This is a genomic window from Planomonospora sp. ID67723 (genome assembly GCF_015711605.1).
Taxonomy (GTDB): domain Bacteria; phylum Actinomycetota; class Actinomycetes; order Streptosporangiales; family Streptosporangiaceae; genus Planomonospora_A.
On the sequence record NZ_JABTEZ010000005.1, the window covers coordinates 41432 to 56939 of the forward strand.

14 protein-coding genes are annotated in these 15508 nt (G+C 68.4%); 4 read left to right on the forward strand and 10 right to left on the reverse strand.

What is annotated here, in order from left to right; translation table 11 throughout:
- Positions 1-230 precede the first annotated feature (230 nt).
- The 4 genes from HS041_RS31105 to HS041_RS31120 form a co-directional block, all read right to left on the reverse strand.
- Positions 231-1823: a trypsin-like serine peptidase gene (locus HS041_RS31105; protein ID WP_196444439.1), complete on the reverse strand. Its 1593-nt coding sequence runs from the start codon at positions 1821-1823 to the stop codon at positions 231-233.
- 465 nt (positions 1824-2288) lie between these two features.
- Positions 2289-3449 carry a trypsin-like serine peptidase gene (locus tag HS041_RS31110; protein WP_196444440.1) on the reverse strand — a complete coding sequence of 387 codons (1161 nt, stop codon included), beginning with the start codon at positions 3447-3449 and terminating at the stop codon, positions 2289-2291.
- A gap of 128 nt (positions 3450-3577) precedes the next feature.
- Complete coding sequence (locus tag HS041_RS31115; protein WP_196444441.1) at positions 3578-4765, reverse strand: trypsin-like serine peptidase; 1188 nt, start codon at positions 4763-4765, stop codon at positions 3578-3580.
- Positions 4766-4987: 222 nt separating this feature from the next.
- Positions 4988-6580: a trypsin-like serine peptidase gene (locus HS041_RS31120; RefSeq protein WP_196444442.1), complete on the reverse strand. Its 1593-nt coding sequence runs from the start codon at positions 6578-6580 to the stop codon at positions 4988-4990.
- Positions 6581-6897: 317 nt separating this feature from the next.
- Between HS041_RS31120 and HS041_RS31125 the strand changes: the two genes are divergently transcribed.
- Positions 6898-7350, forward strand: a complete 453-nt coding sequence (locus HS041_RS31125; protein ID WP_196444443.1) for an SSI family serine proteinase inhibitor — start codon at positions 6898-6900, stop codon at positions 7348-7350.
- A gap of 76 nt (positions 7351-7426) precedes the next feature.
- Here the strand turns inward: HS041_RS31125 and HS041_RS31130 are convergent, their stop codons facing one another.
- The 3 genes from HS041_RS31130 to HS041_RS31140 all read right to left on the reverse strand — a co-directional run bounded on the left by HS041_RS31130 (position 7427) and on the right by HS041_RS31140 (position 9391).
- Positions 7427-7759: a helix-turn-helix domain-containing protein gene (locus HS041_RS31130; protein WP_196444444.1), complete on the reverse strand. Its 333-nt coding sequence runs from the start codon at positions 7757-7759 to the stop codon at positions 7427-7429.
- Positions 7760-7884: 125 nt separating this feature from the next.
- On the reverse strand, positions 7885-8136 hold the full coding sequence (locus tag HS041_RS40255) for a type II toxin-antitoxin system RelE/ParE family toxin (RefSeq protein ID WP_307845533.1): 252 nt from the start codon (positions 8134-8136) through the stop codon (positions 7885-7887).
- A 136-nt stretch (positions 8137-8272) separates the two neighbouring features.
- Positions 8273-9391, reverse strand: a complete 1119-nt coding sequence (locus HS041_RS31140; protein WP_196444445.1) for a trypsin-like serine peptidase — start codon at positions 9389-9391, stop codon at positions 8273-8275.
- Between the two features lie 318 nt (positions 9392-9709).
- Here HS041_RS31140 and HS041_RS31145 point away from each other — a divergent pair, with 318 nt between their 5' ends.
- From HS041_RS31145 to HS041_RS31155, 3 genes are all read left to right on the forward strand, one after another.
- The gene (locus tag HS041_RS31145; protein WP_196444446.1) at positions 9710-11230 is read left to right on the forward strand and encodes a TLP1 C-terminal extension domain-containing protein; all 1521 of its coding nucleotides are present in this window, start codon (positions 9710-9712) and stop codon (positions 11228-11230) included.
- 245 nt (positions 11231-11475) lie between these two features.
- A complete protein-coding gene (locus tag HS041_RS31150) occupies positions 11476-12366 on the forward strand; it encodes a hypothetical protein (protein WP_196444447.1) in 891 nt (296 codons plus the stop codon).
- Positions 12367-12419: 53 nt separating this feature from the next.
- Entirely contained in the window at positions 12420-13376 is a 957-nt protein-coding gene (locus HS041_RS31155) for a zinc-binding dehydrogenase (protein WP_196444448.1), read from the forward strand.
- Positions 13377-13577: 201 nt separating this feature from the next.
- Here the strand turns inward: HS041_RS31155 and HS041_RS31160 are convergent, their stop codons facing one another.
- The 3 genes from HS041_RS31160 to HS041_RS31170 all read right to left on the reverse strand — a co-directional run bounded on the left by HS041_RS31160 (position 13578) and on the right by HS041_RS31170 (position 15397).
- Entirely contained in the window at positions 13578-14288 is a 711-nt protein-coding gene (locus HS041_RS31160) for a PadR family transcriptional regulator (RefSeq protein WP_196444449.1), read from the reverse strand.
- A 49-nt stretch (positions 14289-14337) separates the two neighbouring features.
- The gene (locus HS041_RS31165; RefSeq protein ID WP_196444450.1) at positions 14338-15135 is read right to left on the reverse strand and encodes a DUF4097 family beta strand repeat-containing protein; all 798 of its coding nucleotides are present in this window, start codon (positions 15133-15135) and stop codon (positions 14338-14340) included.
- A gap of 85 nt (positions 15136-15220) precedes the next feature.
- Positions 15221-15397 carry a DUF6104 family protein gene (locus HS041_RS31170; RefSeq protein WP_176728604.1) on the reverse strand — a complete coding sequence of 59 codons (177 nt, stop codon included), beginning with the start codon at positions 15395-15397 and terminating at the stop codon, positions 15221-15223.
- Positions 15398-15508: the final 111 nt, after the last annotated feature.

Sequence of the window (15508 nt, forward strand, 5' to 3'; positions counted from 1 at the left end):
GGGGAGTGACGGCTTCGAACGTCTCGGACGTCACAGGGTGAGGGGTTCCGAAAAACCGTATCGGTGCCGCATTCCCGCTGGTAGGAGTGTTGCCTGGGAATTCGGTCGCGAATCCCGGCAGGTTCCGGACAACGACAGAGGGCCCGGTCCGAAGACCGGGCCCTCTGCTTGGAACTGGGGTGAACTAGAGGTTTGGACCCCCTAGCTCGGGATCGTCAGATCCGAATGGCTTACTTGTACAGCTCGCCGTTCGGGCCAACGATCTTGCCGGACCACACGTTGGCGGCCTTCTTGTAGATGTCGGCGGTCTCGCCGTCGAAGTACGCCGAGGTGCTCAGGTCGTAGCGGCCGTTGCCGTCCTGGTCACCGAAGAGGCTGGTGACACCGTTGACGTAGCCGACGCGCTTGGCGCTGCTGTACTTGATGAGCCACGGGGAGCCGTCGGCACCCGGGGTCATCGAGCACTTGAGGCCGACCTGCTCCTCGACCTTGTGGGCCGCGGAGACGTAGCTCTTGGCCGAGGTCTTGCCGTAGCACCACTTCGGCGTGACACCGGTGAAGGACTTGTCGCCGTCGCCGTGGGCGTCCGACGGGTAACCGAAGACGTACACGGCCTGGCCGGTCTTCTGGTTCCACGCGAAGCCCTGGCCACCGACGTTGTCGCCCAGACGGCCAGCGTCCTTGGACAGCTCGATGTGGTAGGTCTCGAACCAGTAGCTGACGGCGCTCGCCAGGTACCACTGCTTGACGTAGGTCTTGACGACCCACCAGCCGGTGGGCAGCTCAATGTCGGTGCCGGGCACCTTGCCGCCCTTGAGCCCCTGGCCCAGCTCCTTGCCCGCAGCCTTACGCGCGTTGAACGCGTTCCACTCGGACTCGGTGACGGACTCGATGACCAGACCGGCGCCGGGGCCGGCCAGCTTCTCGCCGTTCACGTTGGTAGCGGTGGAAGCCGGAGCCTTCGCCCAGACGTCGAGGGTGACCTCTTCCTGAGCCAGGACCTTGGGCTTGGCGGTGTAGTCGTGACCGACCCGCTCCGTGGTGGCCTTGCCGTCCTCGCCCTTGATCTTGGCGGGGCCGTACAGGCCGTACTTGACGACGGCGGCCTCGTACTCGGCCTTGGTGATCTCCTTCTCGGAGAGGTACTTCGGCCCGATGAACTTCGCGTACTCCTCAGCGGTGACCTGCTTGGCACCGTTGAAGTGGACACCGTTGTAGACGGTGACGAACGCGTAGTCCTTGTCGTAGTCCTCGTAGACGTCGAAGTCGTAGTGCGTCCACGCCTGCTTGCCGACGTAGATGCCCCACGGGGTCTTGCCCTGGTAGTAGCCGGGCACGAAGACCCAGTTGTCCATGACGTGACCGTTGTTGTCAGCGTCGTAGACGCAGTGACCAGCGGTGGCGACCAGGTTGCGGTACTTCGACTGGATCGAGGTGGCGGAGCACCACTTGTACTCGCCCTTGCCGTCGACGAAGAACACCTTGCCGATGGACTTCGGCAGGTTGATGTTCTTCACCTTGGCGGTGACGACCTTCTCGCCGCCGATCGGCGGGGCGATGCCGGGCTTGCCGTCAGTGGTCGGGCCACCCTTGGAGTTGAGCTTGGGGATGACCTTCACGTCGGCGTAGTAAGCCGTCGCGCGCTTCAGGGCCTCGTTGTTGGACTTGGTCCAGAACTGCACGACCGACTGAGCCTCGGCGGTGTTCTTGGCCATGGGGTCGGTCGCCCAGTCCGGGGCGGCCTGGGCGGTGCCGGCCAGGCCGGCGGCCAGCAGACCGGTGGCGAGAACGGCGCCACCGGCGGGGAGGAGGATGCGCTTCAAGGGAAACTCCTTGGTCTGTCGTGGAACGCATCTTGCGTCCCATGCGTCAGTAAAGGGATAGCCAGGAACATACAGTGCTGATCTTGAGAAGCGGAAGTCGCTTCGTGAGTCTTGATGGGACCTGCGGGGGTCGATACCGTTCCGTTACCTGCGTAGAGGTTTGAGATCACTGATCCAGAGGTGACTGCTGGGTCATGTTTTCGCAGATCAACGTAAGGTTGTTGTAAATGGTGCCGGTGTGACGTGAGTGTCCTGATACGTTCAGTCACCATCCATCTGTGACGCAGATCACATGGAACCGATGGCACCGATTCCGGCCGAGTCACGTCTAACGCGAACGATCTACCCCTCCTGCTGGGACTCCAGGCGCCCGGGGAGCACGCCGGAAAGCCCCGGAAACGGGTGCGGGACCCGGCCACAGGCCGGGTCCCGCATTCACGACGGAGGGGCGAACCCCGTCCGGTGCTACTTGTACAGCTCGCCGTTCGGGCCGACGATCTTGCCGGACCACACGTTGGCGGCCTTCTTGTAGATGTCGGCGGTCTCGCCGTCGAAGTACGGCGAGGTGACCAGGTCGTAGCGGCTGTTGCCGTCCTGGTCACCGAAGAGGCTGGTGACGCCGTTGACGTAGCCCAGCCGGCTGCCGCTGCTGTACTGCTTCAGCCACGGGCCGCCGTCGGCGCCGGGGGTGAAGGAGCCCTTGAGACCGACGTGCTCCTCGACCTTCTCGGCCGCGGAGACGTAGACCTTGCCGGACGGCTTGCCGTACAGGTACTTGGGCGTCACGCCGGTGTAGGGCTTGTCGCCGTCGGGGTGCGGGGCCTGCGGGTAGCCGAAGACGTAGACCGCCTTGCCGGTCGGCTGGTTCCAGGTGAAGCCCTGGCCGCCGACGTTGTCGCCGAGGCGGCCGGCGTCCTTGGACAGGGCGATGTAGTAGTGCCCGCCCTTGGTCCACTTGGGGCCGGTGAAGTCCTTGTACTCGGCCGCGGTGACCTGCTTGACGCCGTTGAACAGCACGCCGTTGAAGACGGTGACGAAGGCGTAGTCCTTGTCGTAGTCCTCGTAGACGTCGAAGTCGTAGTGCGTCCACGCCTGCTTGCCGACGTAGATGCCCCACGGGGCCTTGCCCTGGTAGTAGCCCGGGACGAAGACCCACTTGTCCATGACGTGGCCGTTGGAGCCCGGGTCGTAGACGCAGTGGCCGGCGGTGGCGACCAGGTTGCGGTACTTCGACTGGATCGAGGTGGCCGAGCACCAGCGCTTCTCGCCGTTGACGACGAAGAACACCTTGCCGATCGTCTTGGGCAGGTTGACGTTCTTCGCGAGGGACGGGGTGGGCTTCTCGGAGCCGATCGGGCCCACGGAGCCGGCCCTGCCGTCGGTGGAGGGGGCCCCGCCGGAGGTCAGCTTCGGCCCGTTGACGTCGGGGTAGAAGGCGGTGGCCTGCTTGAGGGCGGCGAAGTTGGACTCGGCCCAGAAGTCGACGACCGAGATCGCGGCGGCGTTGTTGGTGGCCATCGGGTCGGTCGCCCAGTCCGGGGCGGCCTGGGCGGTGCCGGCCAGACCGGCGGCCAGCAGGCCGGTGGCGAGTGCGGCGCCGCCGAGGGGGAGAAGGGAGTGCTTCAAAGGTGCTCCTTGCGCTGCAACGTTTCCCGAGAGTCGGGAGACTGCGGGACGACAAGGAACGAACCTATGCAGACAGCCGATGAGTCAAACATTGCCTAAGGCTGCCTTAAGCCGCATTTAAGGTTCCTTTAAGGCTGGGGAGCCTTCCTGCTCTCCGCCCACCGGTAGACCACGAGCGTCGAGGCGGTGAAGTAGGGCGAGGAGATCAGGTCGTACTCCCCGTTGACGTCGGTGTCCCAGGTGAAGCTGTTGACGCCGTTGAGGTAGCCGGCGGCGTGCTTGAGGTCATAGTCGACCAGCCACGGGCCGCCGCTCGCCCCGGCGGTGAAGGTGCACGTCAGCGCGATGCCGTACTCCACCAGGCGGGCGGGGGCGGTCCGCTTGCCCGTGCGCCCGTCGCACCGCTTCAGGTTCTGGCCGTCGTACGGCCTGCTGCCGTTGTTGTGCGGGGCGGCGGGGTAACCGAAGGCGAAGGTGAACAGGCCGACTCCGCGCCTGACGGTCAGTCCCTGCCCGCCGACGTTGTCCTCCAGGCTGCCGACCGACTCCATCTCGTAGGAACCCGCGGTCTTGCCCGGCTTCCAGCGGAACCCGTCGTGCACGGAGATGAAGGCGTAGTCGTAGTCGTAGTCGCCCCAGCCGACGAAGCGGTCGTGCAGGTTCAGCGAGTGCCCGACGTAGATCCCGTACGGCGTCGCGCCCTTGTCGTAGCCGGGGATGAAGATCCAGTGCTCGGCGGTCCTGCCCTGCCTGGCGTCGTAGGCGCAGTGCGCCGCCGTCGCGACCAGGTTGCGGCCGGTGGACGCGACCGAGGAGGCGGAGCACCAGTAGTCCTTGCCGCCGAGCCGGAAGAACACCTTCCCGACGGTGATCGGGGTGACACCGGTGCCCGGCGGTCTCTTCTTCGGGAACGTCGGCCTGATGGTCTGCAGGGCGCCGGTCTTCGCGGTGCCGCCGCTTTTCGTGTTGCCATTGTTCTTGGCGCTGCCGCGGCCCGGGCCGGCGGAGGCTGCGGAGGCGGTGCCCGCACCGCTGGGGGTGGGAGAGGCCGGAGCGGAGGAGGCGGTCCCGGTGGGCTTGACCTCGGGGGTGGCGGGGGTGTTGTCCTGGGCCTCCTTGAGCCGGCCCGGGTTCCAGTACTCCGCGATCCGCTTCATGTCCGCGCCGCTCTTGGTCAGCTCGATGGAGACGACGCCGTTCGGCACCGACTCGTACGGGCCGGCCGCGGCACTTCCCGCGAACGCGGAGGTCGCCGTCACGCAGGCAGCCAGGAAGGCGCCGAGCGTGGTGGCGAGCCGCCGTGCGCGGGGGGACATGAGGCGTATTCCCTTCGTAGTCAGAAAGCCTTCGATAGTTGCAAGGGGTGATTTTTCCAGATCAACTGACTTTTGTGCAGCTTGTAGTACTGAACTGCTCTGACGTCGTTATCAGGGTCATCATCCCGCCGGAGGCGTAAGCACCCTGTCAAGACGGTGAAGGGCCCGGAGCCTTGACCCCGAGCCCTTCGCCGCGTATCCATGATTCGGACGGTGCCGGACCTAGGAGACGGGGAACTTCCCGGTCCAGAGGTTGGCGGCGTACTTGTAGATGCCGGCCGTCTCACCGTCGAAGTACGGAGTGGTGACCCGGTCGTAGCGGTCGTTGTTGTCGCTGTCGATCGTGAGGCTCACGACGCCGTTGAGGTAGCCGGTCCGCGTGCGGTTCTTGTACTGCAGCAGGAACGGGCCGCCGCTGGCGCCGGGGGTGAAGGCGCACTTGATCGCCTGGTGCTCCTGGGCCTTGAACGCCGGCACGTCGGGGGCGTTGCCGGTGGTGCCGTAGCACCACTTCATCGTGTGGCCGGTGTAGACCTTGTCGCCGTCCAGGTGCGCGGAGGCCGGGTAGCCGAACGCGAAGACCTTCTTGCCGGTCTTCTGGTTCCAGGCCACGCCCTGACCACCGACGTTGTCGCCGAGGCGGCCGGCGTCGGCCAGCAGGATCACGAAGTAGCGGGTGTGGAAGTACAGCTCCTTCACCGTGGTCTTGACCCACTTCTTCACGAAGTACTGGGTCTTGTACCAGGCGATCTCGTTGCCGTTGACGTCCTTGACGGCCTCGAGCTTGCCGAGGAAGTTGCCCGCCGCCTTGTCCTTGACGAGCTTGTCGTACTGCTCCTTGCTGATGCCGACCTTGCCCTTTTCATCGCTGAAGCGCTCGAACCTGGCACCGTTGTCCAGGCCGGAGGGGGCCTTGCCGTAGTCGTAGGAGGTGACCTCGACGGCGGTCAGCTTGACGCCGTCCCGGCCGTCCTTGATGTAGTCCTCGATGTACTTCTCGGCGTCGGCGGGCTTGCCGACCGTCTGCACGTCCGGATCGGACAGCTTCTTCCAGTACGGGCCGAGCTGGCCGTACTTGGCGAAGCCCTTCTCGAACTCGTCCTGGGAGATCGCCCGGTCCTCGGTGTACTTGAAGCCGCCGGCCTTCTCGTACTCCGCGCCGGTGACCTCCTTGACGCCCGTCTGCTTGATGCCGTTGTAGACGTTGACGAAGGCGTAGTCCTTGTCGTAGTCCTCGTAGACGTCGAAGTCGTAGTGCATGTTGACCTTGGCGCCGACGTAGATGCCCCAGGGAGCCTTGCCCTGGTAGTAGCCGGGGATGAACACGAAGTTGCTGTAGGGCTTGTTCGTGTCGGTGTCGTAGACGCAGTGGCCGGCGGTGGCGACCAGGTTGCGGTAGCGCGACTGCACCGAGCTGCCGGAGCACCAGCGCTCCTGGCCCTTGTCGTCGAGGAAGAAGACCTTGCCGACGGTGGTCGGCAGGTTGACGTTCCTGGACGTCCCGGCGGACCGGTTCTCCCCGCCGATCGGGGGGACGACGCCGGCCCTGCCGTCGGCGGAGGCGCGGGAGGCGCCGGAGCGGAAGCTGCCGGAGGCGGTGGACTCGGCGACGTAGGTCTTCGCCGACTTGAGCTTGGTGGGGGTCCAGTAGCCCGCGATGGCCTTCGCGTTACCGGAGGAGGCGAGCGTCGCCGACTTGCGGTCGGGCGCTGCGGTGGTGGCCTGAGCGGCGCTCGCGAAGGAGACGCCGATCATGGACGAGGCCACGAGGGCCCCGCTGAGGGGGAGGACGAGGCGCTTGGCTCGGGAGTTCAATGGAGCTCCTTCTTTGTCATGAGTCGCTCGGGACGCAACTCACGCATGCGTAAAGAGACAAGACGAGACCGTAGCCGGTAAAGAAGCCCTAAAGAGACACAAATCAGACATTCATGAAGACCGTTATGATTTCGTTGCCAAACTTGTGGAACCGAAGTCCTCGGGTCGGCGTCTGATCTACCTCATCTTGATCAACTGGAGAGCCGCTCCCTTCGTCTCCTTGGTGACCTGGGGAAACGCCGGGCCGGGTGATTGCCCTCGCGAGACGGTCCGAGGAGGATTGGAACGGTCGACGTCATGCGACATCGGGGGGTTCCATGCGACGTCTGCTTTACCTTGCCGCGGCCGGCTGTGCCGTCCTCGTCCTGTCCGGTACGGCCGCCGCGGCCTCGCTCGGATCCGACGGGCCGTACCCGGCCGGATGGGTCGCCGAGGAGGCCGGATCGAGAACGTTCACGCTGGGCATCGTGAAAGGGGAGACGTCTCTGCTGATGGTGCCGCCGCTCGCGCTGTCCCGGCACGTCGTGCTCAGGTGCAACCCGGTCTCCGGATCACACCCCCGGGGGGCCGAGGCCTGCCGGGAGCTGGAGGCCGCGGGAGGCGACCCGGCCGCGCTCACTCCGGCGGCGGATCGGGCGTGCACCATGGAGTACGACCCGGTCACCGTGCTCGCGGTCGGCGACTGGGACGGCAAGGCCCACCGCTTCGAGCGGACCTTCTCCAATCCCTGCTCGATGCACGCCGCCACCGGCGCCGTCTTCGCCTTCTAGAGAAGTGGGGAGAGAGGCGGGGGAGATAGAGGTTGCCTGCTGCCGGGGCGGCGAAGGATGCCCGCCGCCCCTCCGGTCAGCTTGCCTTGAGCTGTTCCGCGCCGCCTACCTTGTACGTGTGATCCCCGAAGTCGGCGATCAGATTGAGCCGCCCGCCCAGAGCTGCGACATAGCGGGCGATGGCATCGACTGTGAAGACTTTGCCCTGCTCGATCTGGGAGACGCGCCCCTTCGTCACCCCCATGCGCTCGGCGAGTTCGGTCTGAGTCAGACCCACCTGCTTGCGGATCTCCGCGAGTCGGTAGGCGTCGACGCGGGCCGTAACGGCACGGTGTCTGCGCTCTGCCTCTTCAGCCCCGCCGACCCGCTCGATGTAGGCGTCGCGATCCCACTTGCTGTAACCGCTCATGGCCGGTCCTCCTCCGCGCGTTCCTTCAGGTAAGTCTCATAGCGGTCCTCGGCTAGAGGAATCGCTGTGCGATACCAGCCGCGCCAGTTTCCGGCCTTGTCGCCCGCCACGAGCAGAATGGCTGATCACCAAGGATTGAAGACGAAGAGGATCCGTACCTCACTCCGTCCTGAGGAGCCGGGGCGAAGCTCTTTCATGTTAGGCACCCGGGAAGACTCGATCTTGCCGACCAGGGGTCGCTTGAGGGCGGGGCCGGTACGGCTCAGCGTGTAGATCGCGTCGTCGACGAGCTCAAAGGTCTCCGGATCCGTCACCCGCAGGCTGTCGAGCCAGTCTCGAACCTCATTGACATGATAGATCTCCCAGCGGTCGTCCACGATACAAGGATAGTAAATCCTATACACGTGTGAGTGGTGTTCCGGCATGGAGAAGGGGCCCGGTCCGGGTGGACCGGGCCCCTCGGGGGCGCCCTGCTGACCGAATGGCCTGGCGGTCAGCGCGCGTCGGTCATTCCTACCGGGTCCAGCGGTTGGCCGCGACCCTGTACACCTTGTAGGTGTCGCTGTTGAAGTACGGCGAGGAGATCCGGTCGTAGCGGTCGTTCTTGTCGGTGTCCCAGGCGACGCTGTTGACGCCGACGAGGTAGCCGGTCCGGCTGGAGTTCTTGTACTTCAGCAGCCAGGGGCCGCCGCTGGCGCCCGCGGTGAAGGCGCACTTGAAGCCGATGTGCTCCTGGATGTTGTAGCGCGGGGCGGCCGGCATGGCGCCGGTCGTGCCGTAGCACCACTTCATGGTGCGGCCGGTGTAGGGCTTGTCGCCGTCGGGGTGGAGCCCGGCCGGGTAGCCGAAGGAGAAGACCTTGCTCTTCACCTTCTGGTTCCAGGCGAAGCCCTGGCCGCCGACGTTGTCACCGAGCCGGCCGACGTTCGTGAAGACCGGCTTCCACTTGCCGTCGGTGCCCTTCTCCCACTTCACCTTGAAGCCGGAGTGCACGTTGACGAACGCGTAGTCGAAGTCGTAGTCCTCCTTCACGACGAAGTCGTCGTGCGCGTTGAACGTCTGGGCGGCGTAGATGCCGTAGGGGTTCTTGCCGTCCCACGCCCGGTCGCCGTCCCAGTAGGACGGGATGAAGATCCAGTTGTCGTAGAACTGGTTGGTCTTCACGTCGTACACGCAGTGGGCCGAGGTGGCGACCACGTTGCGGTACTTGCCCTGGACCGAGCTGCCGGAGCAGTACTTCCAGCTCTTCGGGTCCATGGGGTTGGCGCCGGGCAGGGTGAAGAAGACCCGGCCGACGGTGTTGGGCAGGTTGACCTGCTTGCTCCTGGGCGACTTGCCGCCCTCCTGGCCGATCGGGGGGACCGACCCGGGCTTGCCGTCGGGGCCCGCGGCCGGGGACGCCTTGCCGCCCCTGACGCTCAGGTCGATGTCGCCGGTCGCGTCGCTGGCCTTGCGCATGCGCTCCGGCGACCAGAAGGAGGTGGCCTGGGAGGCCGACTCCGACGCGGCCGAGGTGACCACGTCGTCGGGGGCCGCGGTGGCGCTCGCGCCGGTGCTGGTGGCGCCCATCACTCCGGCGATCATGAAGAGGCCGGTGAGGGGGATCGTGAGGCGCCGTGCTCGGGAATTCAATGGAGCTCCTCTCGTTCTTGGCGGCGGGCGGGACTTCCCGTCGCCAGGAAAACGATCGGAACGCTACTGAATGGATCAACCGCTCGGCCAGGAATTGACGCGAAAAAGTCTGGGACGGTTCCGGTCGATGCGATCCTGTTATTGAAATAACCTCCGGTTATCATTTAACGGATAAGCATCGTCGCAGTTCAGGGCTATGGTACGGCATGCTCTCGGATATCCCTGGCAACACCGGAAACAATCACACTCAACGGTTCCTCGGATAACTTGCGAAACTCCGGGCTGGTAAACCGAATCATGTTCTGGTTCTATGTCCGCATGAGCCTGGACCCTCGGACCCCCTGCCTCGTCGGCGTCGCCCAGCACACCGTCCGCGACCAGCCGGGCCCCGAACCACTGGACCTGTGGGAGCTGGCCGCCCGGGAGGCCGCCGCCGACGCCGGGGTCCCCGGTCTGCTGGAGCGTCTCGACTCCGTCCAGGTCGTCTACACCGAGTCCTGGCAGTACGACGACCCCGCGGCCCGGCTCGCCGAGCGGCTCAAGGCCGATCCCCGCCACCGCGTCTACTCCACGGTGAGCGGCACGGCCCCGCAGACCCTCCTCGGTACGGCCGCCGCCGCGATCGCCGCGGGGGAGATGGACGCCGCGCTGGTCGCCGGAGCGGAGGCGCTCGCCACCCGCAAGGTGCTGCGCAGGGCGGGCGAGCGTCCCGCCTGGAGCCACCGGGCCCACCCCAAGCCGCCCTACGGCTGGGAGCGCCCGCCGCACCCGGACGAACTGGCCCACGAGCTCTTCCTGCCCGTGCACACCTACCCGATCATGGAGACCGCGCGCCGCGCCGCGGCGGGGGAGTCCGTCGAGGACGAGTTCCGCCGCAGAGGCCGGATGATGGCCCCGATGACCCGGGTCGCCGCGGCCAACCCGCACGCCTGGAGCCGGGCCGCCCGCACGCCGGAGGAGCTCGTCACCCCCTCGGCGGACAACCGGTTCGTCGGCTGGCCGTACACCCGCAGGACCGTGGCGCTCGCCGAGGTGGACCAGGCCGCCGCCGCGATCATGGTCAGCACCGGGCTCGCCGACCGGCTCGGGATCGCCCGGGACCGGCGGATCTACCTGCGCGGCTGGGCCTACGCGGAGGACACCTGGGAGGTCGCCGCCCGGCCGGTCATGGGCGCCTCCCCGGCCATGGCGGCCGCCGCCCGGCACGCCTTCGCCCGGGCCGGCCTGGGGGCGGACGACCTCGGCGCGCTGGACCTCTACAGCTGCTTCGCGGTCGCGCTGCGCGCCGCCTGCGCCGCGACGGGCATCGACCCGCTGGACCCCAGGGGGCTGACGGTCACCGGCGGCCTGCCGTACGCCGGGGCGCCGGTGAGCGTCTACGTCCTGCACTCCACCGCGGCGATGGCCGAGCGCCTGCGCGCCGCTCCGGGGCACGGCCTGGTCACCGGGGTGGGGATGCACCTGACCAAGCACACCTACGCCGTCTGGTCCACCGAGCCGGGCGAGGCCTTCGGCGCGGGGCCCGGCGGCGGTTCCGGGAACGGGACGGGCGCCGGGCTCGCCGGGCTGCGGAACGCCGCCGGACCGGTGCACACCGCCGAGCCCGTGCCGATCGCGGGCCTCTACGAGGGGACGGCGACCGTGGCCGGGTACACCGTCGCGCACGGGCGGGACGGCGGGGCCGAGCGCGGGATCCTCGTCGTGGACCTGCCCGGCAGGGCCCGCGCCCACGCCCACGTCCGGGACCCCGGCCTGATCGCCGAGGCCGAGGCGGCCGAACTCGTCGGCCGTGAGGTCCGCCTCGTCCCCGACGGCCCGGTGAACGTCGCGACGTACTGACGTCCCGGCCCCGGCGTCCCCAGCCGTCCTCCGGCGGCGAGGGGTTCGGGCGGTGAGCGCCGCGGGCGGGCGAGCGGGAGGAGTCCCGGGGCGAGCGACGCCGTACTGAAGCGACGCCGTACCGAAGCGACGCCGTACCGAAGCGATGACGTACCGATCCGAATTCGTGACCGGCCGGGCATGGATCCCCGGGGCCCGTGCGCCGAAGATGGGCGAAAGCCAATGCCCGCGGGAGGCGCCGAGACGTGGTCGGTGGTCCGCAAGACATCATCGAGGCCGAAGAGCCCAGGGGACCCCGACGCTGGGTCGGGGTCGCGGTCCTGGCCGTGCTCGTGGCCGTCCCGGTGATCAGCCTGCTGGCCAGCAGGGAGCCCGTCCGGACCGCCGAGCCGTCCCCGACCCTCGTCCCCCAGCCGACCGCCACCTTCGCCAGGCAGGAGCCCAACGTCCTGAGACCCGAGGTACGGCGCCGCGGCGGCGAGGAGTTCGTCGACGTCGTCTTCCCCGACGGGACCAGGGCCGAGGTCGGCTACCCGGACAAGCTCGGCCTCGCCGAGATGGGCGTGCGCCCGGTCCAGGGCGCCTGGCTGGACGGATACATCGGCGTCTTCCGCCAGTTGGAGGCGCCCTACAGCGGGGTGGCCGAGGTCTCCGAGGGACGGCCCATGATCCGGGAGCTGAACGACCGGGTCACGCTCTGGCCTGCCGAGGGCCCGGCCGTCGGCCAGACCATGCTGTTCGAGTTCGGCCGCTGGGTGATGGCGTTGCGCGACAACCCGCGGGGCATGACCTTCGAGCAGCGCATGCTCTGGGCGGAGAATCTGCGGGGCAAGGTGACCAAGGACGGCTACCTGGTGCTCTCCGCCCGGCATCCCGTCCGGCTGGCCGGGCCGGGCCAGGCGTTCCGGGGCGAGCAGTCCGGGCCGCAGCTCTGGTTCGGCAGCGTCCGGGAGACGCTGATAGTGATCGCGCCGATCCCGGACTGCGACGTGGGGAAGATCGAGCTGGCCGTGATCCAGCGGCGCGGCCGCTTCTCCGCCGAGCGGTGCCAGAACGGGTTCTACGTCGCCGTCGCCGGAAACCCGCTCCTGGTGCAGCCGATCATCGAGGGCGTCCGGGTGAAGCCCGCGAAGTAGGCCGGTGCGGGGCTGGTCGCGGCCCCCGCCGGACGAGAGCGTAGGGTGCGGCCATGTTCGCCGTAACCGCAACGCAGACCGATCCCGACAACCCCCTCGCCGGGCTGACGCTCGGCGAGCACCCCGAGCCCGAGGTTCCGGACGGCTGGACCACCGTCACGGTGAAGGCAGCCGCGCTCAACCACCACGACCTGTGGACCCTCAAGGGCGTCGGCATCCGCCAGGACCGGCTCCCCATCGTGCTCGGCTGTGACGCCGCCGGGTTCGACGAGGACGGCAACGAGGTCATCGTGCACTCGGTGATCGGCACCGGGGCCGACGAGACGCTCGACCCGAAGCGCTCCCTGCTCTCGGAGACGCACGACGGCACCTTCGCCGAGCGGGTGGCCGTTCCCCGGCGCAACCTCGTGGCCAAGCCCGCCGCGCTCAGCTTCGAGGAGGCCGCCTGCCTGCCCACGGCGTGGCTGACCGCCTACCGGATGCTGTTCGAGAAGGCCGGTCTGGAGCCGGGGTCGACCGTGCTGGTCCAGGGAGCGGGCGGCGGGGTGGCCACCGCGCTGATCGCGCTGGGCAGGGCCGGCGGCTACCGCGTCTGGGCCACCAGCCGGTCGGAGGAGAAGCGGGCGCGTGCCCTGGAGCTCGGCGCCGACCAGGTCTTCGCCAGCGGAGCCCGGCTGCCCGAGCGGGTGGACGCGGTGCTGGAGACCGTCGGCCAGGCCACCTGGGACCATTCGCTCAAGTCGCTGAGGCCGGGCGGGCGGATCGTGGTCTCCGGCGCGACCAGCGGCGCGGTCCCCCCGGCCGACCTGAACCGGGTCTTCTTCCTCCAGCTCTCGGTGGTCGGCTCCACCATGGGCACCCGGGACCAGCTGGCCAGGCTCGCCCGCTTCCTGGAGCAGACCGGCCTGCGCCCGGTGATCGACCGGACGCTCCCGCTGGCCGAGTCCCGCGACGGGTTCGCGGCGATGCACGGGGGCGACGTCTTCGGAAAGATCGTTTTCACCGTGTGACCCGGGCCCGGGGGGAGGCGGCGGGCCGTGCCCCGGCGCACGCGCCCGGCGGTTCCGGGCGGGCGTGGTCCGGTTCCGGGGCCGGGTCGCCGGCCGGGTCCTGGGGGCTCCTCCCCCGGCTCTCCGGGGGTACGGCCGGCCCGGGCGCGCGGGGTGCGGACCCCGGCCGGAGGAGGGGCGGGCGCGGTCCGTACAGGAGGATCATCGCAGGGCGTCTCTGATCCGGCGGGCGGCGTCGTACAGGGCGTCCTGCGCGGTGGCGAGGGTCTCCTCGGTCACCTGCCCGCGCGCCGCGTCCCCCCGGACCTCCTCGGCGAACTCGGCCAGCATCTGCCCGAGCCTGGCGTCACAGTCGGGCGACCCCTGCCCGACGAAGCCCTCGGCCCAGATGCGCTTCCACTCGTGCTTCCACCGGTCGGCCTCGTGCTTCCACTCGTGCTTGTGCCGCTGCCACTCGGTCGTGTACTCCTGCCGGGCCCGCCGGAAGTCCTCCCTGGCCCCGCGCTCCTCCTCCCTGCCGCTGCGGCGTACGTCCCGGGCCATCTGGGTGAGCTCCTCGCGCAGGGACCGGACCGTGTCGCGCACGTCCTCCTTGACCTCGCGGGCGATGTCGCGGACGGAGTCGGAGATCTCCTGCTCCAGCTCGGCCAGCTCGTCCAGGCGGTCGTTCAGCTCGGCCCGGCCCCGGTCGGTGAGGGAGAAGACCTTCTTGCCCTCCGAGACCTCGTGGGTGACCAGCCCCTCCTCCTCCAGCCGGGCCAGGCGCGGGTAGACCGTGCCCGGCGAGGGGGAGTAGACGCCCAGGAAGCGGTCCTGGAGCAGCCGGATCACCTCGTAGCCGTGCCGGGGGCTCTCGTCCAGGAGCTTGAGCAGGTACAGCCGGAGCCGTCCGTGCCCGAAAACGGGGCTCATGGGGTCTCTCCATCCGTCGGGGCGGCGCCGCGCCCTCCGGTGTGCTCGTTCATGCCGGCTCTCCTCTCAGCAGCGTGACGTCGGCGGACACGGTGGTGGCCGTCAGGGACGCCATGCCTCCGCCGATCCGGCCGGACACAGTTTTCAGGCCCGGCTGGCTCGAGTGGCCGAGTTCGGAGAAACCCGTGCTGATCCTTCCCGAGGTGGAGCGGATCGTCACGTCCGTCTCCACCTCGTGCGGGAGCCGTACCACGATCTCGCCCGAGACGCTGTTCAGCGTGACGTGCCCGGTCGGCGGGAGGTCGAGGTCGGCGGTGATCCGGCCGGAGACCGTGGTGGCCTTCAGCCGGCGGGGCGTGCCCCGGGCCACGGTCAGCTCACCCGAGACGCTCTTGAACGACAGGTCGCCGACGAGGCCGCGGCTCTCCACCGCGCCGGAGACGGTGTCGGCCTGGACCTCTCCGCTCACCCCGTCGAGCACGATCTCGCCGGAGACGCTCTTGACCGAGGTGCGGGCCTCGAAGCCGGCGACCACGGCCGAGGCGGAGACCACTCCGGCGTTGACCGGGCAGTCCTTCGGGACGGTCAGCGTGAGCACGGTCCGGCGCCGGCCGGGGCGGAGCCAGCCGAGCAGGCCGTCCCAGGTCAGGTCCTTGTAGGCGACCGTGAGCGTGCCGTCCTCATCGTGGGTCACGATGAGGGGCGGATCGCCGACCTCGGCGACCTCCAGGCTGGGCGGGCCCTCGCTGGCCAGCACGGCCAGCTTGCCCGCCACCACCCGCACGTTCAGCCTGCGCACCCCGTCGAAGGTGAGCTGCTCGGGCTTGTCGATGGTCCATTGACGCATGTCGGCGACCTCCTTGTAGAAACACGATATGTCGTGTCGTGGGGAAGGTCAAGATATGTCGCGTCAGCGGGTCGCGACGCCCGGGTCACTCGTCCTCGTCGTCGAGCCGCGCCAGCCAGGTGGCCAGCCGCTCCACCGGGGTCTCGAACTCGGGGTTCAGGTCCACGAACTCGCGCAGCCGCTCGGCGAGCCAGGTCATGGTGACCTCTTCCTCGCCGCGGCGGGTGACCAGTTCCTCGATACCCCGATCGGTGAAGTACATCGTTCTCCCTGTCGTGAATTTCCTGGTCGTTCTTGGTGGATAACGCGGAGGTCCCCCGCAGGCGTTCCTGCGGGGGACCTCCGGCGCCGGTGACCACCTGGTGATCAGAGG

What these genes read in the sequence shown, in the direction of transcription:
- HS041_RS31115 (WP_196444441.1), bottom strand. Translation starts at nt 4,765, where the DNA reads ATGTCCCCCCGCGCACGGCGGCTCGCCACCACGCTCGGCGCCTTCCTG.
- HS041_RS31125 (WP_196444443.1), top strand. Translation starts at nt 6,898, where the DNA reads ATGCGACGTCTGCTTTACCTTGCCGCGGCCGGCTGTGCCGTCCTCGTC.
- HS041_RS31130 (WP_196444444.1), bottom strand. Translation starts at nt 7,759, where the DNA reads ATGAGCGGTTACAGCAAGTGGGATCGCGACGCCTACATCGAGCGGGTC.
- HS041_RS31145 (WP_196444446.1), top strand. Translation starts at nt 9,710, where the DNA reads ATGAGCCTGGACCCTCGGACCCCCTGCCTCGTCGGCGTCGCCCAGCAC.
- HS041_RS31155 (WP_196444448.1), top strand. Translation starts at nt 12,420, where the DNA reads ATGTTCGCCGTAACCGCAACGCAGACCGATCCCGACAACCCCCTCGCC.
- HS041_RS31160 (WP_196444449.1), bottom strand. Translation starts at nt 14,288, where the DNA reads ATGAGCCCCGTTTTCGGGCACGGACGGCTCCGGCTGTACCTGCTCAAG.
- HS041_RS31165 (WP_196444450.1), bottom strand. Translation starts at nt 15,135, where the DNA reads ATGCGTCAATGGACCATCGACAAGCCCGAGCAGCTCACCTTCGACGGG.
- HS041_RS31170 (WP_176728604.1), bottom strand. Translation starts at nt 15,397, where the DNA reads ATGTACTTCACCGATCGGGGTATCGAGGAACTGGTCACCCGCCGCGGC.